Genomic DNA, 21851 nt, shown 5'->3' with positions numbered 1-21851 from the left:
GTCTCAGGCCGGGGCGCCGCCATGCCGGCGACGCCCGGCGGTGGCACCGCCGGGGCGTGGTCCGGCATGTCCGAGCCGCAGGTCCGCCGGAGCGTGGGAGGGCGGGCCGTGCGGGGCGGATGTCGGCAGTGGGGGGTGTCGCCGAAGCACCGCTGAGCCTTTCGGAGAGTCGCGGATGGTTGCGTGAGCGGGCGGGTGGACGAGGGCCTGGTGATGCCCAGGAGACGGATCGGACTGTGACAGTCCAGGGACGTCAAGTGGGCGGTTTGGGCTCAACGTAGCAGCCTCACCACACTTCATCCAGTCCTGTGACAAAGTTCTCTTGCTTACACTCTGACTTCTTGACTTTTTTGCAGAACTATCGCCTACTTCCATCGAAAGCTTGCTTCAGCGGCGTCGAAAGCCTCGCCGGGGCCGACGCCGGCCAAAGAGTTGCCGTTCGCCTCACGGCAGTGAGGCGTCATGACCGGAATGGGGAACCATGACCGAGGTAGGCAGGGGTACGACGCGAGGCCTGTTCTCCCGGCGCGCCTTCACCACGGCCGCGACGGCCGCCGCGTTCGCACCGCTGGTCGGAGCGGCCGAGGCCAACGCTGCGCCGTCCGACAAGGTCACCGGCAAGCCCGACAGAGGCGACGTCCGCCGCATGACCCTCTATGCGGAGAAGCTGCCGAACAATCTGCTGGGATACGGCCTGGAGCCCGGCAAGGCCACGATCCCCGGTCCGCTCATCGAGATGGTCGAGGGCGAGACCCTCGAGATCGAGCTGGTGAACAACACCGACGTCACCGCCAGCCTGCACGTACACGGCGTGGACTACGAGATCACCAGCGACGGCACGAGAATGAGCGACAGCGTGGTGGAGCCGGGAGGCCGGCGCACCTACGTCTGGCGCACCCACGCGCCGGGCCGCCGCCCGGGCGGCACCATCGAGCCCGGCAGCGCCGGCTACTGGCACTACCACGACCACGTCGTCGGGACCGACCACGGCACCGGCGGCATCAAGAGAGGGCTCTACGGCGCGCTGGTGGTCCGCCGGAAGGGCGACATCCTGCCGGACAAGCAGTTCGTCGTCTTCTTCAACGACATGACGGTCAACAACGCCAAGGCCGGCGAGGCGCCGCACTTCATGGCGAAGATCGGCGAGCGCGTGGAGTTCATCGTGGTCACCCACGGGGACTTCTTCCACACGTGGCACCTGCACGGCCACAGGTGGGCCGACAACCGCACCGGCATGCTGGACAACCCGCAGGACCAGACCCGGATCATCGACACCAAGATCACCGGACCGGCCGAGTCGTTCGGCTTCCAGGTGATCGCCGGGGAGCGCGTCGGGCCCGGGGCCTGGATGTACCACTGCCACGTCCAGAGCCACTCGGACATGGGGATGGCCGGAGTGTTCATGGTGGCCGACGAGAACGGGAACGTTCCCGGCCACGACATGGGCGGCATGAGCATGGGCACCGGCTCGGACATGAGCGCCATGCCGCACTGATCCCCACCCCGATCCCCGGCCGCGTACGGACCGGCGAAGGTCAGTAGGGTGCGCCCATGACCGGCGACATACGCGGGCGTGAACGGGCGGCCGTCACCGCCGCGCCCGAATCGCAGGCGGCTCTCGACTACTACCTGATCACGCCCGCGACGGGCGCGGACGGAGCCCCGGCCGAGGCAATCGTCGTCGAGGAGTTCGCGCTCACCGGCGACTTCAGGACCGTCGGCCTGGACACCGCCGGATGGACCGCGGCCGACGGCGTCTGGTGGAGCTCCGCCGCCTTCGGACGTGCGATGCGGGAGGATCCCCGCCTGCGCGCCCGGGCCCGCGCGGTGAGCCGCCCCGAGGCCGAGGCCGCGTACCGCGATCTCGGCGGGGGCGAACTGCCCGGCGAGACGCGGCTGCGGGCGGTCTTCCACGACCACCGGCCTCTGCCGGACGCGCCTCCCCTGCGTCTCGGCCCGCCCCGGGTCGCCGACGGGTTCCACGACACCCGGGTCTACCGCGTCCTGTTCGCCGGCGAGCCGCACCTGTCCCGCCTCGCGGACGTGGTGACGCTCGCCGGGGAGGCCGGCGACCCGCAGACCCGGGTCATCGGCACGGGCGAACTGCGCACGGACCGCGACGTCTTCACCTGGGAGGTACGCCGGATCGGGCCCGGCGTCGCCTGCTGCCTCGACCTCACGGCCCAGCTGGGGACCGCGTCCGGCCGGGCCCTCGGGCCGCTGCTGCGGCGGTTGACGACGGCGATGCGCCACGCCGGACCGGTCCCCGTGACCGTCGAGCGGTTCTCCTGAGCCGGTGACGGCCCTTCGGGTGCGCGCGCGTCAGCGCCGCGCGGCCCCTGCGCCGGCGCCGGCGTCGGTGGAGTCGGTGGAGAACGCGAGGTCCCGTCCGGCCTCCAGTTCCGCGAGCCGATCGGTGAGTGCCGTGCGGATGTGGGTGTAGGAGTCGCTGCCCAGGACGACCCGTACGGGCGCGGGGTCCAGGTCCGCACAGCCGACAATCGCCGCGGCCGTCTTCGCGAGGTCGCCGACGGACGGCAGCGCGGGGTTGCGGATGCCTCGGGTAAGCGCGGCCGGGCTGTCGTCGTAGGCGCTCATCGGCGTGGCGAGCCTCGCGCCGCCGTCACGGAATCGCGTGCGGACGCTGCCCGGCTCGACGATGGTCACGCCGATACCGAACGGGGCGACGTCCTTGGCCGTCGACTCCATGAACCCCTCGATGCCCCACTTGCTCGCGTGATACAGGGACGCGCCCGCGTTGGCGGCCTGACCGCCGTACGTGGAGAGCTGGATGAGGCGGCCGCCGCCCTGGCGACGTAGGTGAGGCAGCGCGGCGCGGACCACCCGGATCGAGCCGAGCAGGTTCGTGTCGATCTGGTGGACGATCTGCTCGTCGGTGAGTTCCTCGGCCGCGCCGAACAGGCCGTACCCGGCGTTGTTGACGACCACGTCGATCCTGCCGAGGTCGGCGAACGCCCGGTCCACGACCTCCCCGATCGCGCGGCCGTCGGTCAGGTCGAGGCGGGCGAGCCACAGCCGGTCGCCGTACTCCGCCTTCAGATCGTCCATCGCCTCCATCCGCCGGACCGTCCCGGCGACGCGGTCGCCGCGCCGGAGGAGCCGTTCCGTCATCTCCCGGCCGAAGCCGCTGCTCACTCCGGTGATCAGCCATGTGCGCGCATCCATCGTCGTGCCCCCTTCTGGTTAGCTAACTCGTTAGTTAGCTTAAGCCTTCATCTAACCGGTTAGTCAACCGCTAGAATGACGCCGTGGCGACAGGTAACGCCGAGGCGACCAAGGCACGCATCCTCGAAGCGGCACGGGAGGAGTTCTCCGCCCACGGCATCGCCGGGGCGCGCGTCGACCGCATCGCCAAGGCGGCCGGCTGCAACAAGAACCTGCTCTACATCTACTTCCAGAGCAAGGAGACCCTGTTCTCCACCGTCCTGGAGCAGAACTTGCGACGGGTCTACGACGAATTGCGGTTCACCCCCGACGACCTGCCCGGATACGCGGCGCGGGTCTTCGACTTCGCGATGGCCCAGCCCGGCCTGATGCGGCTCATGGCGTGGGCGGGCCTGGAGCAGGAGACCGGCGAGGTCGCCCTGCGCAACGCGGCGCAGAGTGCGAAGGTGTCGGCCATGGAGGCGGCACGGGACGCGGACGCCCCTGAGGCGCGCTTCCCGCCGGAATTCCTGCTGACGGCCATCCTGGCGCTCGCCACCGCCTGGTCGGCGGCGAGCCCCTTCGGCCCGCGACTCAGCCCCGGACTCGCCGCCGACCCCGCCACGCTGCGCGCCCAGATCGCCGACGCGGTGGCGGCGATCGCCGGCGCACGGACCGGCTCCTGACCGAAGGCGAGAGCAGCGCCACTACGGCTCCGCTTCATGATCGGCCGGCGACTCTCTGTAACGCCGGGGCGGGTCGCCACGACATCCGGATGAGCGTCCGCATCGACAACCTCCCGACGATCGCCCACGGGGACGGACACATGGAACTGCGCCATTTCCGGTACTTCGTGGCGGTCGCCGAGTACGGCGGCTTCACCCGGGCCGCCGCCCGCCTGCACGTGTCTCAGCCGACGCTCAGCCAGCAGATCCGGGACCTGGAACGCCAGGTGGGCACGCCACTGCTGGTCCGCGACCCGTCCGGGACCCGGCTCACCCCGGCCGGCGCCGCCTTCTACGAGCGGATCCGCGGCGTGCTGCACGCCGTGGACGAGGCGGCCTCGACCGCCAGGTACGTGGCCGGCCTTCGGGAGGGCACGCTGCGGGTGGGCGTGGCGCTGCCGATGCCGCGTGCGATTCACCTCACCGTGCTCACCGCGTTCGCCGAGGCCTACCCGGAGGTGGAGGTGAGCCCTCGGCAGCTCGGCCTGGTCGACTTCGACCGGCCGTTGATCCGCGGCGAGATCGACGTGGCGCTGATGTTCATGCCGGTGGACCAGGAACGCCTCGCCTGGGAGCCCGTGCTCAAGGAACAGCGGGGGCTCGCCGTGTCCGCCGGGCACGACCTGTGGGACGTGGACGCCGTCCACTTCACCGACGTGCTCGGCCAGGCCTTCGCCCTGGTGCACGCCGAGGTCCCGGCCCGCATGGTGCGCTGGTGGACCATGGACGAGCAGCGCAACGAGGAGCCGCCCCGACACCGCGGCGCGCCCGGCGCCACCCCCGAGGAACTGCTGCTCAGCGTGCGCCTGAACCGGGTGGTGTGCCCGGGCCCGTACAACTTCAGGGACACCGCACTGCCGACGGGCCTGCGGATGATCGAGCTCACCGGCCTGCCGCCGGCGACGGTCGTCGCGGCCCGCCGGCGCGAGGACCGGGGCGGACTCGCCGAGGCGTTCTGCTCGCTCGCGGCCCGGACCGTCCGCCGGCTGGCCCGTTGCGCCCCGGGTCAGGTGCCCGCCTCCTCAGAGCTGGGTGACCTGCGGGCATAGCCGTCGCCTATGCCCCATAGGCAGGCCGTCTTCGACTTCGCCGCCACCCCCGGCCGATCCTGGTCCTGAGCCGGGGCTCGAAAGGCCCGCCGATCACACTCGCCGATCACACTCGTCTGGGGGAGTGCAATGGATGCGCTCGCGCTGGCCGCGGCCTCCGCGTTGGTAAGCGTGCTGGCGACCGAGGGGTGGCAGGAGGGCCGCAGGGCCGTCGTCGCGCTGTGGCGGCGCGCCCGCCCGGAGCAGGCGCCGGCGGTCGAGGCCGACCTGGCGGAGGCCCGTACGGAACTGCTGGCCGCCCGGGAGGCGGGAGACGAGCAGGCCGAACAGGCCGAACAGGCCCTGGTGGTGGAGTGGCGGCAACGCCTGCGCCGGCTGGCGACCGCCGACCCCGAGGCCGCCCGGGAGCTGCGTCGGATCGTGGACGAGGAGCTCACCCCGCTGCTGCCTCCGGCCGGACGGCAGATCACCGTCCACCAGAACGCCACGGTCTCCGGGCTCGGCCGGGTGAACCAGGCGGGCCGCGACATGCGGATCGGCCGGGGGTGAGACAGGAGACGGACACCGGCCCTGACCAGGTGCGGCATGAGGCGCGCATCTTCGGTCTGGGCTGGATCCTCCAGGCCGGCCGCGACCTGATCATCCACCTGGCCGTCGACTTCAAGCCCCTGGTCCTCGCCGTCGCCGCGGCCGCCCTCATCGCCGGCGGCGGCTGGGCGACGGTGAACTGGCTGATCCCGGCCCTGTCCCCCGCGTACAAGACCCAGTTCCTCGTCGACGCCAGCGCGGACACCGCCGACATCACCGGGGCGCTGGAGACCGCGGTGAGCAACTCCGGGGACGACGACGCGCTGGGCCTGCGCAGCTTCGGCGGCGAGTGCGGCCGGGACGGCAACACGACGCGGCTGGTGGACTTCGGCACCGGCAATAGGAGCCGGATCGCCGACGCGGCGGGCCGGATGCCCGCGGGCGGCAGGCCGACGATGGTGAAGGGCATCGTCGAGGCGGCCGGTGACTTCTCCGGGTTCTGGCCGCTGCGCGCCACCCAGGTCAACCGGGTCATCGTCGTCACACGGCACGGCGTGGACGCCTGCGACGCCGAGTACGCCGAGGACGAGATCCGGCAGCGGATCGCCTCGGCCGGCCTGAAAATCCAGTTCCGGCTGGTCGGCTACCAAGTGCCGGAGGACCAGCGGGACCGGCTCGGCGGGATCGCCTCTGCCGCCGGCGCGCCGGAGCCGGTCTTCACCGAGACCCCGGAGCAGCTGCGGACGGCCCTCGACTGGCTCACCAACACCGAACCGGTGCGGACGAACGCCTACGAGGTGATCCGCATCCTCGACCCCACCGCGAAGCGGGTCGACGCCGCGGTGAAGGCGATCGGCGCAGGCCGGCTCGACGTGGCCGAGCGCGAGCTCGACCGGGCCGGGACGGGCGACGCCGACGCGCAGCTCAAGGTGCTCGCCGACCGGGCGAGGACGCCTGCCACCCGGGACATCCACCGCAAGGCCGTCGGCCTGCGCGACCTGCAGAAGGAACTGATCCCCGCCGCCAGGGACCTGCTCGACGCGGCCCGGTCCGGAACCGTCGCGGCCACGGACTACACCGCGATCGCCGACCGCTACAACGACGAGGTGGACGCCATGAACAGGGCACTCGCCGCGCTCCGGCTCACTTTGCCGAAGGCCCCGCGGTGACGGGGCCGCGCAGGAGGGGCCGCCGCGTGGTGGCGTCGCTGCTCGCCGTCGCCGCTGTGGTCGCGGGTGCGGGCGCGTACGTCTGGTTCGTGCTGGTTCCCGACTACCGCACCGCGTTCCTGGTGGACGCCTCGGCCGGTCCGGCCGGCCGGTTCGGCGCGATCGCCGCCGCCGTGGGCTCGGCGGCCCGCAACTCCGGAGACGGCGACGCGCTCTCGGTGCGCCGGTTCGGCGGCGCCTGCGGCGCCACCGGCACCACCGCCGAGGTCGTGCCCACCGGCCGGGGCCAGGGCGACCGAATCGCCACCGCTGCCCGCGCCCTCGCCCCGTCCGGCGCGGCCACCCTGGGGGACGGCGTCCTCGCGGCGATCGACGACTTCTCCGGCCTGTATCCGTTCCGCGGCAAGAAGGTCAACCGGATCGTCGTGGTGACCGGCCACGGCGAGGACGCATGCGTCAAGGACCAGGCCGCACTGCGGAAAACCATCCAGGACAGGATCGCCGCCGCCGGGCTGACCCTGGAGTTCCGGTTCGTCGGTTACCAGGTGCCCAAGAGCCGGCAGGGCGGCCTGAGGCAACTCGCCGCCGCCACCGGAGCGCCCGAACCCCGGTTCGCCACGTCGGCCGAGGACCTCACCACGGTGCTGCACAAGCTGACCATCCCCGGCCCCGCCGGTGCCAGTCACGTGACGGTCCCGGGTGACACCCCGGCCCCCGAGCCGAGTGAGAAGAAGAAGCAGTACGACTTCTTCGTCCTGATGCTCACCGGGTGGGGTGTGAAGGTGTCCGGCGCTCCGGTGAGCTGTGCCGCGAAGACCAACGAGACCTCCACGGACGAGCAACGGTGCCGGTTCACGCTGGCCGAGGGGCAGCGGATCCGGCTCACCGCCACGATCCACGGCCCGGACCCCAACCCGATGCGGGCCGAGAACAATCCCTACTACCGGCCGATGAACACCCCTTACTGGTACGGCTGCGACGAGGGACCGAGATCGCGGACCTGCACCGTGACCATGGACGCCAAGCGCGTGTCCAAGCCGGTCGACACCTCCGCGGAGATCCCGGCCACGTCCCGACTGGCCTGCGTGGCCACCGAGGACCCAGCGGCGCCCGGGGGCGGCATGTTCACCTGCGCGGGGCTCACCGGCGCGCCGCCGCCCCCGATGCCGAGGATCACCTATGCCGACGGCTCGGTAGACGCTCCGCCCAGCTGAGGCCCTTGAGCCGGGCCGCCGAAGCCCGGCTTCCGCTCGTCCGATCGGAGGTTCCCCCGCGCGTCAGGCGACCGATTTCCCGGCGGCGGCCCAGGTGTTGCAGCGTGCGGGGGACGGCTTGCTGAACCCCCGATTCACCCAGTACACGATCGTGGCGCCCTTCCCGTGCCAGCGGTCCCCCGCGCCCCGCACGTCGTCTCCACCACGGCGTACGAGATCGAGGAACTTCCCCCAGTCCCTGCTGGGGCGGTGGAGGGACTTCCACACGCTGCCGATGAAAGCCCCGGCGAAGCAGTCGGCCTGGAGGTTGTAACGGCGCAGGTACTCCGACTGCTGCGCGGACTCGGCACTGCCCTTGAGCCTGTCGGCGGCCTTCGCGATGCCGGACAGGGCCTGCACGTGGTTGCCGTACTCATAGGCGGCCAGATACAGCAGGAAAAGGGGGTCAGGCCTCTTGAGGATGCTGTCCTTCAGGTAGATGACGATTGTTCTGTCGCAGTACTGCGCCACGCCGACCTCCTGCCAGTCGGTGCCGCAGGCGGCGGTGCCAGGATCGGTGATGAAACGAACCTTGGGGGCGGCGGAGGGCAGCTTCGCGTCCTTCAGCAGCGGCCGCCAGGACCTGTCGAGGCAGCTGAGCCAGGCGCGCAGGTGCGTGGCGGTGGACTTCGGGTCGTTCTTCTTGAGTCCCGGCACCGAGCAGGCCCGCCGGAAAAGCGGGCCGGATTCGTAGAGGCGGTTCCCGATGAGGTCCACGGGCACCGAGGGCGTGCGGGCGTGCGCACCCGCCGCGGTCCCACGGGTGCCACGGGTGGTCTCCCCTGCCGCCGTTCCGGGAAGGAGGCCGGTCAGCAGAGCCGCGGACAGGACGACAGCGAGCAGGGGGATGCGCATGGGGCGGGAACCTAGCCGAGCCCCTGCCCCGCCCGCAAGATCCCGCGTCGTGTCCTACGCCCTCGGCCGCCCGGCGACGGAAGTGAGGGGGCACCCGTCCGCCGCTGTACGGCAACGTGATTTCGGCGAGGACGACCGGTCAGGCCAGTGGGAGCCGGACGACGAAGGCCGCACCGCCGGCCGATGACCGTTCCACGTGCACCTCGCCCTCGTGGCCGTACGCGATGTTCCGCACGATGGCCAGGCCGAGGCCGGTCCCGCCGCGGTCGCGGGAGCGGGCGGCGTCGAGGCGTGTGAAGCGATCGAAGATGCGTTCCCGATCCTCCTCCCCGATTCCGTCGCCGTCGTCGGCCACGACGAGCTCCGCCGCACGGGCCGTACGCCGGACCTGGACGATGACAACCGTCTTGGCGTGCCGCTGCGCGTTGTCGAGCAGTTCGGACAGCATTCGCCGGAGCCGCGCCTCCAGACCGCGCACCAGAACACCGGGAACGGCCTGCACCTTCACGTCGAGCCTGTCGGTGCGCCGGGCCACCTCGCTCTGCACGAGATCGCCGAGGTCCAGCAGGGCCGGCTCGGTCGGCTGCGCGGCGGCCTGAAGCTGGGCCAGCAGGTAGAGGTCGTCGACCAGCGCGTGCAGCCGTTCCACGTCGTTGAGCGCCCGTTCGAGGAGGTCGTTTATGTCGATCTCGCCGGGATGCAGCCGGGCCTCCTCCAGCTGTGCCCGCAGTCCCGCGATCGGGGTGCGCAGTTCGTGCGACACGTCGGCCTCGAAGCGCCGCTGCCAGTCGATGGCCCGATACAGCTTGCCGCACATGCTGTCGATGCCGTGCTTGATCTCGCGCTCCAGCTCGTCGAGTTCGCCGAGACATTCACGGAGGTGGCGGAGCGATGTCACGTCACCGAGATGCCCTGCCCCATCCGCGATGATTCCCATGGAGACCTAAAATCACATAGCGCAGAGTCCGAGCGTGCCGCAAGGGCGCGGGCGCAGGACGCCGTCGCCGCAGAGAAACGTCTCCACGGTTTCAGGGGATTGCCGTTCAACGCCCCACCTGAGCCCCCGTCCGACGGCGGGCCTCGCCTACGACACGGGGGCGAGGCCTCGCCGCGGCGGGCAGATCCTGATGGTCGTGACCTTGGTCGGCGTGGCCCAGGTCGCCGGCCTCAACGGCCTGGCTCTCCCCGGCCTCCTCCCGGTTCCTCGCCACCGCTCTCGTCCGCCCCACCCCGGCGCCTGGCGGCACGGCATTCGACCGCGAGGCCGTCCAGGTGACACGCGATGATCGCGGACAGCGACTCGGCGGTGTGGAGATCCGGCCGCATGGCGGCGTGCACGGCGAGACCGTCCAGCAGCGCGTGCAGACGTCCGGCCTGAGCCGGCACGTCGGCCGGTGCCAGACCGGCGGCCGAGAGGTCGGTGATCATCGCGTGACAGGCCGCCCGCAGCGCGTCATATCCCTCGTCACGGAGCGGGCGCAGCGCCCGGTCGTACGCGGCTCGCGTCGTGAAGGCCAGCCACACCTCGTTTTCGGCGCGTCGTTCGTCGTCGAGAGGGAGCAACTGCAGCAGCGTCCGTTCGACCCGCTCCCGGGTGTCGGGCTCGGGGGCCAGCCCGGCGACACGATCGTCGATGCGTTCGATGACGCTGCGGAAAGCGAACGCCATCAGCTCGGACTGGGTCGCGAAGTAATGACGCAGCGACCCCATCGACAGACCCGCTTCCCGCGCCACGTTCCGTACCGACGCGTTCTCCAGGCCGTCACGGCGCACCACACGCAGCACGGCGCCCGTGATCTCTCGCCGGCGTTCGGCGGGATCCACCACTCTCGGCATTGACCTTTTATAGCACAGCCGTGCTACTATCTGCTTTGTAGCACAGTCGTGCTATATAACGAGCGGAGGTGCCTGTGATGCTGAGCGAGAGTACGAGACGCCGGTCCCGGCCGGGCGGTGGTCCGGCCGGGATGCTGCGCCGGCGCAGCGTCCGGCTCGCCGCCCTGGGGTGGCTGTCGGGCAATGTCCTGGTGCTCGCCCTGGCGGAGGATGCGCTCCCGTTCGACTGGCCGGCCGCCACGACAGGCACGCCGGCCGAGCACCTCATCGAGACCAACCTGGCACTGGCCGAGGTGTTCCTGCTCACCGCGCTCACCTGGTGGCTCACCCGCAGGCGCGCGCTACCCGATCTCGCCGAGCGAGCGCCGGAGCGCTCGATCGCCGCCCGCGAGACGCTGTTCCTCGTGCTGTACGGCGCCGCCGGATTGGCGCTGGGCTTCGTCCTGGCCCGGCTCGCCGGATGGCATCCGTTCGGCCTCCACCTCGCCGGTTCCATCTACGGGACGCATGACCTTGTGACGCCTATGGAGTCCATCGCCTGGGCCTGCTACAACCTCATGGTCTACGCGGTGGTGCCGCTGGTCTTCTTCACGCGGCGGTATCCGGCCGAGGCGCTCAACCTGCGCTCGAACGACCGCCGGGCGGACGCGATGCTGATCGGCGTGATCCTGCTGGTCGAGTCGCTCGTCCAGATCGCCGTACTGGATCCCGGAATCTTCGATCTCACGGGCCGGCAGCTGATGCTCGGGGTGCCGCTCACCTTTGTGTTGTATCTCGCCGGCGCGGTGCTCCCCGCCATGATCTTCATTTACGCGATCCTGGTGCCGCGTTTCCTGCGCCTCACCGGATCGACGGCGACCACCGTGATCCTGGGAGGATTGACCTACACCGCGCTGCACATCTGGGACGCCTGGACCTTGTTCGACACGCCCGGCAACGCGGTCCTGTCCCTGCTGTTCCTCCTGTCGACCTACTTCGCGCCCGGGATGTTCAAGACGGTGCTGACCGTACGAACCGGCAACGCGTGGGTCCACGTCTGGGCCTACCACGCGCTCGCGCCGCACGTCCTGGCCGACACACCGCACATCACTCACGTCTTCGGACTGCCGGGGACCCCCGGCCACTGAACATCGAGAGCGACCGCGCCACCCCCGCCACGGCACCACCGACGCCTCCACCGGCCGCGGGATCCGGCCGCGGATCTGAAAAGGGCTCTCACACTGGCCGCATCCGACGGCAAGAAGGTCCTGATCGATTTTGGCGCCGACTGGTGTCCCGACTGCAGTAACCATTGCGGTCCCTGTGCGCCGAGCTGGGAATGGACGTGCTGAGGTGATCGTCACCTATGGGGCATGCAGCCCGTCTAACTGTCTGGCTCCCGTACGCGACCGCGTCATCGTCCTCGCCCCAGTCAGGGCCTAATCGACTGGCATGACTCCAGCATCGCAAGAGGTGCTGAACTGCTTGCGGTCGGCGCGGCCAGGGCCCTGATGATCGCTGAGCTCACCGGCTATGAGCTGTGATTTCAGGATGAGAAAGGCTCCTTGTCTGCCGCAGAACCATTCACAGGACAGTAGGCCGATGAGGGAAGGGCAAGCCCGGCCTTTACGGCGGATAGGGGTTGCGCACCGCGTAGTAGGTTGACGATGCGATCGACACCTCGGCATGGCGTAGCGCTCTGACAGATCGGCCTTCGTCCCCGTGCGCGAGCAGTCTCAAAGGTGGGCCAGCAGCCCGTCCAGCGGCCGGGGCACGCGATCGAGCTCCAGCGCCGCCACGAGCGGGCCTGCGTAGCGGATCTTGCGGCCGCTGCCTGCTCCCATGAACCGGCGCAGCTGGTCGTGGGTGCTGCGCCCGCGCCATGTGGGTTGCTTCTGGAGGGTGCGAAACGAGCCGAGCTCGCCCTCGGCGTCTACAACGCGTTCAACCGTGTCTGTGCCGAGGGCGCGGATCAGCTCGTCTTCCAGATCGGCCACGCAGACGAAAAAGCCGAGCGCCTCCAGATCGCTTCTGGTGAGATCGGATCCGAGGCCGGCGCGCTCGAGCCCCCTTCGGAAGGCGCCTTCTTCGCCGGCGTCGCACAGGCCGGCCAGCCGGAGATCGCGACCGCGAGGACCGAACTCGCCGACGTACGCGCCGATGTTCGTGGCACCGCCCATCGCCACAACGGAGATGCCTTCGGACGCCAGGTTTCGGCCGCGGCGCTCGGCCAACGCCTCGATGGCCGACGCATCGCTGATCCCCTCGACCAGGACCACGGTGTGGGTATGGTTCACGGGCTCAGCCTTGCACCGAATTCGGCGAGGTTCGTACCCATTTTTTGCGTTGGCGGCAGTCACGATCGACGGGAGCAAGGGTCGGGGCCCGAGCGCCGCGTTGTCGCTATCGCGGGGTCAGCACACAGAACTCGTGGCCGTCGGGATCGGCCATGACCACCCAGCTGACCTCGCCCTGACCGATGTCGATGCGGGTCGCTCCGAGGGAGACGAGGCGGTCGACCTCCGCTTGCTGATCACCGTCGACGGGTGGAGCGAGGTCGAAATGCAGCCGCTCCTTCCCGGTCTTCGGCATCAGTGGCGGGCCGCCCCAAGTGATTTTCGGACCGCCGTGCGGCGAGCGAATCGCGGTCTCCTCGTCCTGATCCCAGACCAACGGCCAGCCCAGCGCTTTGCTCCAGAAGTACCCGACTTCCTGCGAACCGTCGCACGCCAGCGCTCCGATGAATCCGCAGTCGGCGAGGAACTGGTTGTCCGGCCCGATGACGCAGAACTCGTTGCCCTCGGGGTCGGCGAGCACGACGTGATCCTCCTCCGGGCGTTGACCGACGTCGATGTGCCGGGCACCGAGCCCGAGCGCCCTCGCCACCGTCTGCTGCTGGTCCTCAAGGGACGTGCTGGTCAGATCGAAGTGCATCTGGTTCTGGCCGGTCTTCTGCTCCTTACTCGGAAGAAACCGGATCCGGAACCCGGTGTCATCGTTCGGCAGGAGCGTGAGGCCGTCCCGGGGATCGTCGGTCATCTCCCAGCCGAGGACGCCGGCCCAGAAGCGCGCGAGACGGAGCGGGTCGTGCGCGTCGAAGCAGAGCGCGACGAGGTGACATGTCATTCCGCTCCGCACCTCCATTCACTGATACAGAACCGCAGACAGGGCACGTCCTGCGCGCCCATGGGGGAATCAACGCTAGGCGCTCGGATGCCGGCCACGCGAACCAATTTCGACATGGCTGCGGAACTCGGGCTCTGGTCTGCGTGGGCTGCTCGTTGTCGCTCGAAGGAACTCGCGTCGTTAGCGGCCACTGTCACTCGGTATTCGCCCGGAGAGGCAGCGGACCGGCACCCACAGCATCGACATGACGCGCCGAAGCCACGTCCCCAAGCCGGCCACGGACGCCGTCCGCCCTGTCCCGATCTCTGGCCCTCGTCTGCCGACCTCTGCCGCGCCGCCCGCCCGCCAAGCGCACGCCGGGCTCCGAGCACCGTAGGCATAATGTGCTGATGCTGGAGATCGATCGTGGCTACACGATCCAGGATTCGACGTGCGACTGCTGCGGAGAACAGCGCCGGCAGTCCCGCGGTTTCGTACACAAGCAGGGAGTCGGCAAGTACGCGATTTTCTTCGCCACCTGCTATCACCATCGAGGCATCCTTGAAGCGTGGATAGACGTGATCTTCGATGATCAGTGGGGCGCCGAGCACCTGGAAGTGCCCTGCGATCGTCGGATCACCTTCGGTTGCAGGGTCGGACCGGTCGAGAACAGCCCGCTTCCGGCCTGCACTCTCGTGGACGCAGCCGCCGTGGCTCCCGACGAACCCTTCTACGGCCACAAACTGTCGCGCAATGAAGCTCTTTCACACCCGAGGCTGAAGGAGTACTGGGAGGTGGTCGACCATATCCTCGAAGCGGAAGAAATGCTCCGTAGTCATATTTACGGCCCGCAACCCTGATGCAGTGATCGTAAAGACGGACCAGCACACTTCTGCCGTTCGACGCGATGACAGCCCCTGTCCGAACTGCCGGCAGGGGCGGAAGGCGGACGAGCGATCTGTGGGGCGGGCACAAATTCCGCTACGACCGATCATGGTGGAGAATGTCGTGTAACCAGTGATCGAAATATCTCTTTACAGCGTCGCTGTCCCGACAATCCAGGGCCAGCCATTCGCGGGCGGCCCGAACCATCTCGGCCTTAGCAAGGTCTCCCTCGGCCGGCTTGAGCTCCATCCGGTCGGTGAGATCACCCCAAAGGTTGTACATGCTGACCGCGTACTCGTACTCGCCGGTGATGATGACCTCGATCGTGTCTCCCATGAGTTGCAGCCCGACGTCGTAAGGGTCGTCCGCGTGAAGGAGTTGCCCCGCAAGCTCGCGGGTGCGCTCGAGATAGGCCGGCCAAACCTCGTCGTCTAAGCTGCTCACGGCCCGAGAATCCCATGTCGTCGCACCCGGCCGCAAAGTCTGGTGGACAATTCCTTATCAGGCAACGGCAACAGGTGGCCTTACATGGCCTCTACCTGCGGATGTGGTCCATTTCCGTCCGCCAGTGTCCAGTGTCGTGTCATTACTAAGCACGATGCTTGGCGCCACAACGGCGTCGGCGCAACGCTTGTCGCTGATTGGGCACGGGCAAGTCGCAGCCAGCGAGAAGGCGAGCGATCGCAGCACCCTGGGAGCATCGGACTGATATAACCCCTGCATGACCTACCGATTCACCGCCCGTGCGGCCGGCGGAGACGAAGAATTCGACGAGGATTACCGCCAGGCCGGGGTAGCAGAACACGAGGATGGCACCGGCTTCATCCTGATCTTCATGAGTGGTATCGAAGAGGCCGACGAGCAGGACGTAGATCTTGCGCAGGATACCTACTGCCTCGTTACCGCCGATCAAGGAACCGCCTACGGTTGCGTTCGAGAAGTCGCTGTTCGCGGTGGCAGATTGCGAGTTTTGCTCGACCCTGTTGCTCTAGACGATCTCGGCTTGGAGGACCCGGTGATCGAAGCCGTTTTAGACGTCCCGGAGGCCGATGTGAACCGGATGTGTGATGTGCTCCGCCACATACTCGCCTATGGAAGAGCCGATGCCAGACCGGCGCTTGTCGACCTGTAGGGATCGTCTGATGTGCTTGTCAGGCGGGCGGACGCGTGATCGTGGGGCAGAAAGCTCAATACATCGCGATCTGATCCATCACATGAGCCGAACTGCGATGTTCGCCAGACTCATGCGCTGAGCTGGGCTTTCGATGTTCGCCCCCTTCAAGCTGGGCCGACTCTTGGCTGACTGCAGCTCAGGGGACAACGGGGACACATCGAGCGCGGAACGGAACGCCGAATCGAGTAGCCGTACGGGCCCGCTCGGAGCCACGCCCCGCCGTCGGCGAACTGGCGGCAAACAAGAGGTGGACGAGCCGGCCTGTAGGCCGGGTTCTGTGATCAGCCCTGAGGGCTGACCGGCGGCCATCCATCTAGGACCGCCGTTGCCGGCGGCCTCAAGCGGTCTACCCGCGCGGCTCGGGCGGGCCGCCCTCGAACGTCGCGCGCGGGACGTTCCGGAGAACATCCCTTCTTGACCTTGCTCCGGGTGGGGTTTACCGAGCCGCCCACGTCACCGTGGGCGCTGGTGGTCTCTTACACCACCGTTTCACCCTTACCCCCGCGAAGGGGGCGGTCTGTTTTCTGTGGCACTGTCCCGCGGGTCACCCCGGGTCGGCGTTACCGACCACCCTGCCCTGTGGAGCCCGGACCTTCCTCGGCAGGGCCGTGAGGCCCTGACGCGGCCGCCCGGCCGGCTCGTCCACCGTGAAGGTAAGCCTAGCGGCTCCCGAATCATTCCCCGGCCCGCCGGGGATCATGTGAAGACCCTCTGAGTTCTCCCGACGGACCGGAGCGTGAGGCGACAGCGGCGCAGGTCGGGGGCGAACCGCTCACAGGAACCGCACAGATCCTCTCAGAGGCCGCGCAGACCGGTGGGCGAGCCTGCGTCCCATGATTGAGTTACGGCAGCTGACCAAGAGGTACGGCGAGGTCGCCGTCGTCGACGGCCTCAGCTTCGACGTACGGCCGGGCCTCGTCACCGGCTTCCTCGGGCCGAACGGCGCGGGCAAGACGAGCACGATGCGGATGATCCTCGGGCTCGACAGGCCGACGAGTGGAAGCGCGACGATCGGCGGGCGGCGCTACGCCGACCTGCCCATACCCCTGCGGGAGGTGGGGGCGCTGCTCGACGCGCAGGCCGTGCACCCGCGCAGGACCGCGATCAACCACCTGCTCTCCCTGGCGTACGCCAACGGCATCGGACGGCGCCGGGTCGAGGAGGTGCTCGGGCTCGTGGGCCTGGCCGACGTGGCGGGCCGCCGCCCCGGCGGGTTCTCCCTGGGGATGAAGCAGCGGCTCGGCATCGCGGTGGCGCTGCTCGGCGACCCCCCGGTGGTCCTGCTCGACGAGCCCGTCAACGGGCTGGACCCCGAGGGCATCCGCTGGATCCGCACGCTGACGCGGGGCCTGGCCGCCGAGGGCAGAACCGTCCTGCTGTCCAGTCACCTGATGAGCGAGATGGCCCTCACCGCCGACCATCTCGTCGTCATCGGCCGCGGGCGGCTGATCGCCGACACCGGGCTGGAGGCGTTCGTCCAGTCGGCCGCGCGGCAGGCGGTGCTCGTGCGCACCCCCGATGCGCAGCGGCTCGCCGCACTGCTCCGGGAGTCCGGCGCCGCCGTCCGGCCGGGCGCCGGCGGCGGCCTGATGGTGACCGGGATGTCCGGTGCCGAGGTCGGCGGTCTCGCCGGTGCGCACGGAATCGTCCTGCACGAACTGACGCCCCGGCGGGCCTCCCTGGAGGACGCCTATCTTGAGCTGACCGGCGACAGCGTCGAGTTCGCCGCGGGGGTCGTCGCATGACCGCGTACGGCGTGCTGCGCTCGGAGTGGGTGAAGTTCCGCAGCGTCCGGGCCATGCTCGGCTGTCTGGCCGGGGCTGTGGTCGCGGCCGGGTCGTACGGCTATCTGTTCGGCATGGCGGCCGCACGCGACTACCTCGCCGCGTCGGCCGCCGACCGGGCGGCCTTTGACCCCACGGAGACGGCCTTCCGCGCCCTCGTGCTGGTGGGGGTGCTCGTCAGCGCGGTCGGCGTGCTGGCCGTGACCTCCGAGTACGCCGCGGGAACGATGCCGGTCAGCATCACCGCCGTGCCGGGACGCGGGCTCCTCCTCCTCGGCAAGGGGGCCGTCGTCGCGCTGACCACGCTCCTCGCCGGGCCGCCGCTGGCGCTCCTGTCGTTCACGCTCAGCCAGGCGGCGCTGACGGCGCAGGGCGTGCCGAGCGTGGGACCGGGAGATCCCGGAGTGCCCGGGGCGCTGCTGGGCGCGGGCCTGTTCACCGGCCTGATCGGGCTGTACGGAACGGCGCTCGGGTTCCTGCTGCGAAGGTCGGCGGGGGCCGTCTCACTCGGGACGTTCCTTCTGATCCTGCCCGGCATGGCGGGTCTGTTCCCGAAGCCGGTGGCCAGGTGGATCGTCACCTGGTGGCCGAGCGCGGCGGGCGCCCGGATCTTCGCGGTCCATCCCGGCACCGAACTGCTCGCGCCGCTCGCGGGCGCGGGTGTGCTGGCCGCCACCGTGCTCGTCCTGCTCTGCGCCGCCGCCGTCGTCTTCCGCCGGCGGGACGCGTGACGCGCGCGGTCCTGTACGGCGGGCTTAGCACCGCGTGCCTATCCTTCCGATGATCGGCGTGGGGAGGCCGGAGTGGACGGGCGGCACCTGCTGGTGGTCGACGACGAACCCGTGGTGCGGGAACTGCTGGCGGCCACGCTGCGCTTCGCGGGATACGAGGTGACCTCGGCCGCGACGGGGGCGCAGGCCCTGGAGACCGCGCAGACCACGCCGCCGGACCTCGTGCTCCTCGACGTCATGCTGCCCGACATGGATGGATTCGAGGTCATCCGCCGTCTCCGGGAGCTTCCCCGCCCGCTGTTCGGCGGCCGTCGCGGTCAGGTGCCGGTGCTGTTCCTGACCGCGCGCGACACCACGCAGGACAAGATCAACGGCCTGCGGCTGGGCGGCGACGACTACGTCACCAAGCCGTTCGATCTGGAGGAACTGCTCGCCCGGATCGAGGCCGTGCTCAGGCGGGCCGGGGCCGCTCCCGAGGACCGCACGCTGCGGGTGGCCGACCTCGAACTCGACCCGGAAGGCCATCAGGTGATTCGGGCGGGCACCCCCGTACGGCTGTCGCCGACCGAGTTCCGCCTGCTCCACTACCTGGTGCTCAACGCCGGGAGGGTGGTGTCCAAGGCCCAGATCCTGGAGCACGTCTGGCGGTACGACTTCGCCGGCGACTCCAGCATCGTGGACACGTACGTGAGCTACGTGCGCCGCAAGATCGACAGGACCGGGCCCAAGCTGATCCACACCATGCACGGCGTGGGCTACGTCCTGCGCGGGCCGCGGCCGTGACCACGGCGGCGTCCGGGCCGTGGAAGCGTGCCGGGACACCGAAGCGTTCCGGGTCACGGCTCCGGGCGAAGGGCCTGTCACTGCGCGGGCGGCTCCTGCTGACCACCATGGCCCTGCTCGCGGCGGGCCTGACCGTCAGCGGCGCGGTCGCGGTCGCCACGCTGCGGGCCCACCTCATCGGACGCGTGGACCAGCAGCTCACGCCGATGGCGGCGGTGTTGTCGCGGATCCCGGCCCGGCTGGCCGTGCCGTCCGAGGGGCAGAGCCCGCAACCGCTGGGCACGCTGCCCGGCATGGACCTGATCGACCAGGTGTACGTCGCCTATCTGCGCGCGGACGGCGGCGTCGAACAGGAGAGCGGCCGATGGCTCCCGGGCGGGCCGCGGGATCGGGGCCCGGCGCTGCCCCGGCTCGACACCGCCGCGGTCGAGCGGCTGGGCGGGCGGCCGTTCGACGCGACCGGGACCGACGGCGGCGGGTGGCGGGTCGTCGCCGTCCCCTGGCCCGTCCCCGCGACAGGGCCCACCCCCGCGACGAGGCCCGCCCCCGCGACGGCACTCACGGCCACGCCCTCGGCACCCCGGGGCAGCCTCGTCGTGGCGGCGTCGCTCGGCGGGGTCAGGTCGACCGTCGGCCGCCTGACGATGGTCTGCGCGGCGACCGCGGCGGCGCTCATGACGTCGCTCGCCGTCATCGGGTGGTTCGCCGTCCGTCGGGGATTGCGGCCGCTGCGGACGATCGAGGAGACCGCGGCGGCCGTCGCCGGGGGCGACCTGTCGCGGCGCGTCCCCGCGCTGGCCGCGCCCCGGACCGAGGTCGGCCGGCTGGCGGACGCCCTGAACGTCATGCTCGGCCAGTTGGAGGCGGCCTTCGCCGCGCGGGAACGGGCGCAGGCTCGGATGCGCCGCTTCGTCGCGGATGTCAGTCACGAGCTGCGCACCCCGCTCTTCGGTATCAAGGGGTTCGCGGAACTGCACCGGATGGGCGGGCTGCCCGACGCCGACCTCACCCTCGACCGTGTCGAGAGCGAGGCGGGACGCCTGGTCCGGCTCGTGGAGGACCTGCTCCTGCTGGCCCGCCTGGACGAGGGCGAGGACGCGCTGCCCATGGATCTCGCACCCATGGACCTGCGGACGCTCGCCGCCGACGCCCACAACGACCTGCGCGCGCTGGATCCCGGACGGGAGGTCACGCTGACCGGGCCGGACGGCGGGCCGCCGGGCGAGGCGCCGGTCCTCGGCGACGAGGCGCGGCTGCGGCAGGTGGTCTCCAACCTCGTGGGCAACGCCGTCGCCCACACCCCGCCGGGCACGCCGGTGCGGATCGGCGTCGGCACGACGGGCCGGGACGGCGTCCTCGTGATCGCCGACGAGGGGCCGGGGATGCCCGCGGAGGAGGCCGCCCGGGTGTTCGACCGCTTCTATCGGGTGGACGGCTCACGCAGTCGTAGCGGCGCCGGAGGCGCCGGACTGGGGCTGGCCATCGTCCGGTCGATCGTCACCGCGCACGGGGGCCGGGTGGAGCTGCGGACGCGGCCCGGCGCCGGGGCCGCCTTCCGCGTCGTCCTGCCCCGCGAGGGACTCCCCCGCCACACGGCCGGGCAGGGCGGGGCCTAGCTCCGCGTGACGTCCTTCACGAACACGATCCCGTCGTACGCGGCCAGGTGGGCGGGGTCCAGCGGGGCGTAGCCGAACCAGGGGGACACACGGAGGGCGGGCCGCGCGTCGCCGAGGGCGGCGGCCAGTCGCCGGGCGTCGACGACGTAGCGGTCCTCCGGAAGCGCGTACAGGAGTCCTTCGAGAGTGTCCCGCGGCGGGGCGTCCACTCCCTGGTGCCGGATCGTGCCGAGAGCCGTGGCGAGGAAGGCGTATCCCTCGCCCAGATGGGCGTTCACGATCGCGCCGGAGCTCCACCACGCGAAGGGCACGTCGCCCATCCGCATCGTGCTCTTGTCCCGCTGGAAATGCGCGTTGTGGGCGTGGACCAGTGCCGGGCCCCTCTCGGCGACGGCGAGGATGTTGGCGGCGATCATCGAACTGCGCAGGCCCAGCAGCCGCGGCATGCGGCCCGGTGACGTGTCGGCCATCCAGTGGTGGTAGCGCAGCAGGCCGGTGGCGGCACGCCCGTACAGGCGTGCCCGGTCCCAGTCGTCCCTGGAGGACTGCGCGATCAGGTGCGGCGTCTCCGCGTCGAGCAGCGCCACGAGATCGTCGGCGAGCAGCCGCAGCCGCCCGGCTTCGGCAGACCGTCCCACCGACTGGGACGGGTCCATCATCGTGGCGGGATCGGCCCAGCGGCCATCGGCGCCGAGCAGGCGGTCGAGCGTCTCCGCGTCGCAGGGGAGCAGGTCCGCGTCCACCCGGGCCGCGAGGTAGCCGTGGAGGGCGGTGAGGGCCTGCCGGGGGCTCGCGGCGTGGCTGATCTCCAGCGGACCGTCGACACCGGCGAAGCGCAGCCGCTCGGACGCGGGCCGGCCGTCGTTGTACGCGCGCATCCAGCGCACGAGCTCGCGGTTGGCCGCGGACGCCCCGAATCCGTGGCTGAAGCCGCGTTCCATGACCTCGTCGAGGCTGCCCGTGCCCGAGGTGACGTAGTCGTCCACGACCAGGCCCATCAGGCAGTCGCTCTCGATCGCGATCGTCCGGTAGCCCTCCTGCTCGACGAGCTGCCGGAAGAGCTCGTTGCGCACCTCGAGCAGAAGGTCTTCGCCGTGGGTGGGCTCGCCCAGGGCGAGCAGCCGTGGCCGGCCCGGGAGCAGCCTCATGACGGAGGCGGCGTCGACGGCGTGGACGGTGTCCTTGATGCCGATATCCATACCTTCGACGGTATC

General features: G+C 70.3%; 23 protein-coding genes and 1 other RNA gene. 15 read left to right on the top strand and 9 right to left on the bottom strand.

The window, feature by feature from the left end; genetic code table 11:
- Positions 1-481 precede the first annotated feature (481 nt).
- Both ABZ860_RS20430 and ABZ860_RS20425 read left to right on the top strand, forming a co-directional pair.
- A complete protein-coding gene (locus tag ABZ860_RS20430) occupies positions 482-1495 on the top strand; it encodes a multicopper oxidase domain-containing protein (protein ID WP_357222288.1) in 1014 nt (337 codons plus the stop codon).
- Between the two features lie 56 nt (positions 1496-1551).
- Positions 1552-2292 carry a hypothetical protein gene (locus ABZ860_RS20425; protein ID WP_357222286.1) on the top strand — a complete coding sequence of 247 codons (741 nt, stop codon included), beginning with the start codon at positions 1552-1554 and terminating at the stop codon, positions 2290-2292.
- A gap of 30 nt (positions 2293-2322) precedes the next feature.
- Here the strand turns inward: ABZ860_RS20425 and ABZ860_RS20420 are convergent, their stop codons facing one another.
- Positions 2323-3186 carry an SDR family oxidoreductase gene (locus ABZ860_RS20420; RefSeq protein ID WP_357222284.1) on the bottom strand — a complete coding sequence of 288 codons (864 nt, stop codon included), beginning with the start codon at positions 3184-3186 and terminating at the stop codon, positions 2323-2325.
- Positions 3187-3269: 83 nt separating this feature from the next.
- Between ABZ860_RS20420 and ABZ860_RS20415 the strand changes: the two genes are divergently transcribed.
- The 5 genes from ABZ860_RS20415 to ABZ860_RS20395 all read left to right on the top strand — a co-directional run bounded on the left by ABZ860_RS20415 (position 3270) and on the right by ABZ860_RS20395 (position 7850).
- Positions 3270-3851 (top strand): TetR family transcriptional regulator, encoded by a 582-nt coding sequence (locus ABZ860_RS20415; RefSeq protein WP_357222283.1) that lies wholly within the window; start codon positions 3270-3272, stop codon positions 3849-3851.
- Between the two features lie 89 nt (positions 3852-3940).
- The gene (locus tag ABZ860_RS20410) at positions 3941-4939 is read left to right on the top strand and encodes a LysR family transcriptional regulator (protein ID WP_357222281.1); all 999 of its coding nucleotides are present in this window, start codon (positions 3941-3943) and stop codon (positions 4937-4939) included.
- A 129-nt stretch (positions 4940-5068) separates the two neighbouring features.
- A complete protein-coding gene (locus ABZ860_RS20405) occupies positions 5069-5488 on the top strand; it encodes a hypothetical protein (RefSeq protein WP_357222279.1) in 420 nt (139 codons plus the stop codon).
- On the top strand, positions 5485-6636 hold the full coding sequence (locus ABZ860_RS20400; RefSeq protein ID WP_357222278.1) for a hypothetical protein: 1152 nt from the start codon (positions 5485-5487) through the stop codon (positions 6634-6636). The genes ABZ860_RS20405 and ABZ860_RS20400 overlap by 4 nt, the downstream gene beginning before the upstream one ends.
- 26 nt (positions 6637-6662) lie before the next feature.
- Positions 6663-7850: a hypothetical protein gene (locus tag ABZ860_RS20395; RefSeq protein WP_357222276.1), complete on the top strand. Its 1188-nt coding sequence runs from the start codon at positions 6663-6665 to the stop codon at positions 7848-7850.
- A gap of 63 nt (positions 7851-7913) precedes the next feature.
- On the opposite strand, the gene ABZ860_RS20390 is transcribed toward ABZ860_RS20395, so the two are convergent.
- The 3 genes from ABZ860_RS20390 to ABZ860_RS20380 all read right to left on the bottom strand — a co-directional run bounded on the left by ABZ860_RS20390 (position 7914) and on the right by ABZ860_RS20380 (position 10580).
- Complete coding sequence (locus tag ABZ860_RS20390) at positions 7914-8744, bottom strand: neutral zinc metallopeptidase (RefSeq protein ID WP_357222274.1); 831 nt, start codon at positions 8742-8744, stop codon at positions 7914-7916.
- A 139-nt stretch (positions 8745-8883) separates the two neighbouring features.
- Positions 8884-9642 (bottom strand): HAMP domain-containing sensor histidine kinase, encoded by a 759-nt coding sequence (locus tag ABZ860_RS20385; protein ID WP_357222272.1) that lies wholly within the window; start codon positions 9640-9642, stop codon positions 8884-8886.
- A gap of 269 nt (positions 9643-9911) precedes the next feature.
- Positions 9912-10580: a TetR family transcriptional regulator C-terminal domain-containing protein gene (locus tag ABZ860_RS20380; RefSeq protein ID WP_357222270.1), complete on the bottom strand. Its 669-nt coding sequence runs from the start codon at positions 10578-10580 to the stop codon at positions 9912-9914.
- 77 nt (positions 10581-10657) lie between these two features.
- Here ABZ860_RS20380 and ABZ860_RS20375 point away from each other — a divergent pair, with 77 nt between their 5' ends.
- The gene (locus ABZ860_RS20375; protein ID WP_357222268.1) at positions 10658-11707 is read left to right on the top strand and encodes a hypothetical protein; all 1050 of its coding nucleotides are present in this window, start codon (positions 10658-10660) and stop codon (positions 11705-11707) included.
- Between the two features lie 75 nt (positions 11708-11782).
- Complete coding sequence (locus ABZ860_RS20370; protein ID WP_357222464.1) at positions 11783-11911, top strand: thioredoxin family protein; 129 nt, start codon at positions 11783-11785, stop codon at positions 11909-11911.
- A gap of 384 nt (positions 11912-12295) precedes the next feature.
- On the opposite strand, the gene ABZ860_RS20365 is transcribed toward ABZ860_RS20370, so the two are convergent.
- Positions 12296-12856 carry a TOPRIM nucleotidyl transferase/hydrolase domain-containing protein gene (locus ABZ860_RS20365; protein ID WP_357222266.1) on the bottom strand — a complete coding sequence of 187 codons (561 nt, stop codon included), beginning with the start codon at positions 12854-12856 and terminating at the stop codon, positions 12296-12298.
- A 106-nt stretch (positions 12857-12962) separates the two neighbouring features.
- Positions 12963-13685: a VOC family protein gene (locus tag ABZ860_RS20360; RefSeq protein WP_357222264.1), complete on the bottom strand. Its 723-nt coding sequence runs from the start codon at positions 13683-13685 to the stop codon at positions 12963-12965.
- A gap of 389 nt (positions 13686-14074) precedes the next feature.
- Here ABZ860_RS20360 and ABZ860_RS20355 point away from each other — a divergent pair, with 389 nt between their 5' ends.
- Positions 14075-14524: a hypothetical protein gene (locus tag ABZ860_RS20355; RefSeq protein WP_357222262.1), complete on the top strand. Its 450-nt coding sequence runs from the start codon at positions 14075-14077 to the stop codon at positions 14522-14524.
- A 121-nt stretch (positions 14525-14645) separates the two neighbouring features.
- On the opposite strand, the gene ABZ860_RS20350 is transcribed toward ABZ860_RS20355, so the two are convergent.
- Positions 14646-14993, bottom strand: a complete 348-nt coding sequence (locus ABZ860_RS20350) for a hypothetical protein (RefSeq protein WP_357222260.1) — start codon at positions 14991-14993, stop codon at positions 14646-14648.
- A 277-nt stretch (positions 14994-15270) separates the two neighbouring features.
- Here ABZ860_RS20350 and ABZ860_RS20345 point away from each other — a divergent pair, with 277 nt between their 5' ends.
- A complete protein-coding gene (locus ABZ860_RS20345; protein ID WP_357222259.1) occupies positions 15271-15681 on the top strand; it encodes an Imm10 family immunity protein in 411 nt (136 codons plus the stop codon).
- A gap of 290 nt (positions 15682-15971) precedes the next feature.
- Here ABZ860_RS20345 and rnpB read toward each other — a convergent pair.
- Positions 15972-16364, bottom strand: an RNA gene (gene rnpB, locus ABZ860_RS20340) — RNase P RNA component class A.
- A 192-nt stretch (positions 16365-16556) separates the two neighbouring features.
- On the opposite strand from rnpB, the gene ABZ860_RS20335 reads away from it, so the two are divergent.
- From ABZ860_RS20335 to ABZ860_RS20320, 4 genes are all read left to right on the top strand, one after another.
- Positions 16557-17468 carry an ATP-binding cassette domain-containing protein gene (locus tag ABZ860_RS20335; protein ID WP_357222257.1) on the top strand — a complete coding sequence of 304 codons (912 nt, stop codon included), beginning with the start codon at positions 16557-16559 and terminating at the stop codon, positions 17466-17468.
- Positions 17465-18238 (top strand): hypothetical protein, encoded by a 774-nt coding sequence (locus ABZ860_RS20330; protein WP_357222255.1) that lies wholly within the window; start codon positions 17465-17467, stop codon positions 18236-18238. The genes ABZ860_RS20335 and ABZ860_RS20330 overlap by 4 nt, the downstream gene beginning before the upstream one ends.
- 72 nt (positions 18239-18310) lie before the next feature.
- Entirely contained in the window at positions 18311-19021 is a 711-nt protein-coding gene (locus ABZ860_RS20325; protein ID WP_357222253.1) for a response regulator transcription factor, read from the top strand.
- On the top strand, positions 19018-20637 hold the full coding sequence (locus tag ABZ860_RS20320; RefSeq protein ID WP_357222251.1) for a HAMP domain-containing sensor histidine kinase: 1620 nt from the start codon (positions 19018-19020) through the stop codon (positions 20635-20637). The genes ABZ860_RS20325 and ABZ860_RS20320 overlap by 4 nt, the downstream gene beginning before the upstream one ends.
- Here ABZ860_RS20320 and ABZ860_RS20315 read toward each other — a convergent pair.
- Positions 20634-21836 carry an erythromycin esterase family protein gene (locus ABZ860_RS20315; protein WP_357222250.1) on the bottom strand — a complete coding sequence of 401 codons (1203 nt, stop codon included), beginning with the start codon at positions 21834-21836 and terminating at the stop codon, positions 20634-20636. The two genes, ABZ860_RS20320 and ABZ860_RS20315, sit on opposite strands and share 4 nt — an antisense overlap.
- Positions 21837-21851 lie beyond the last annotated feature (15 nt).

The organism is Microbispora sp. NPDC046973 (assembly GCF_040644495.1).
GTDB lineage: Bacteria > Actinomycetota > Actinomycetes > Streptosporangiales > Streptosporangiaceae > Microbispora.
This window is presented reverse-complemented; position numbering and strand designations above follow the sequence as displayed.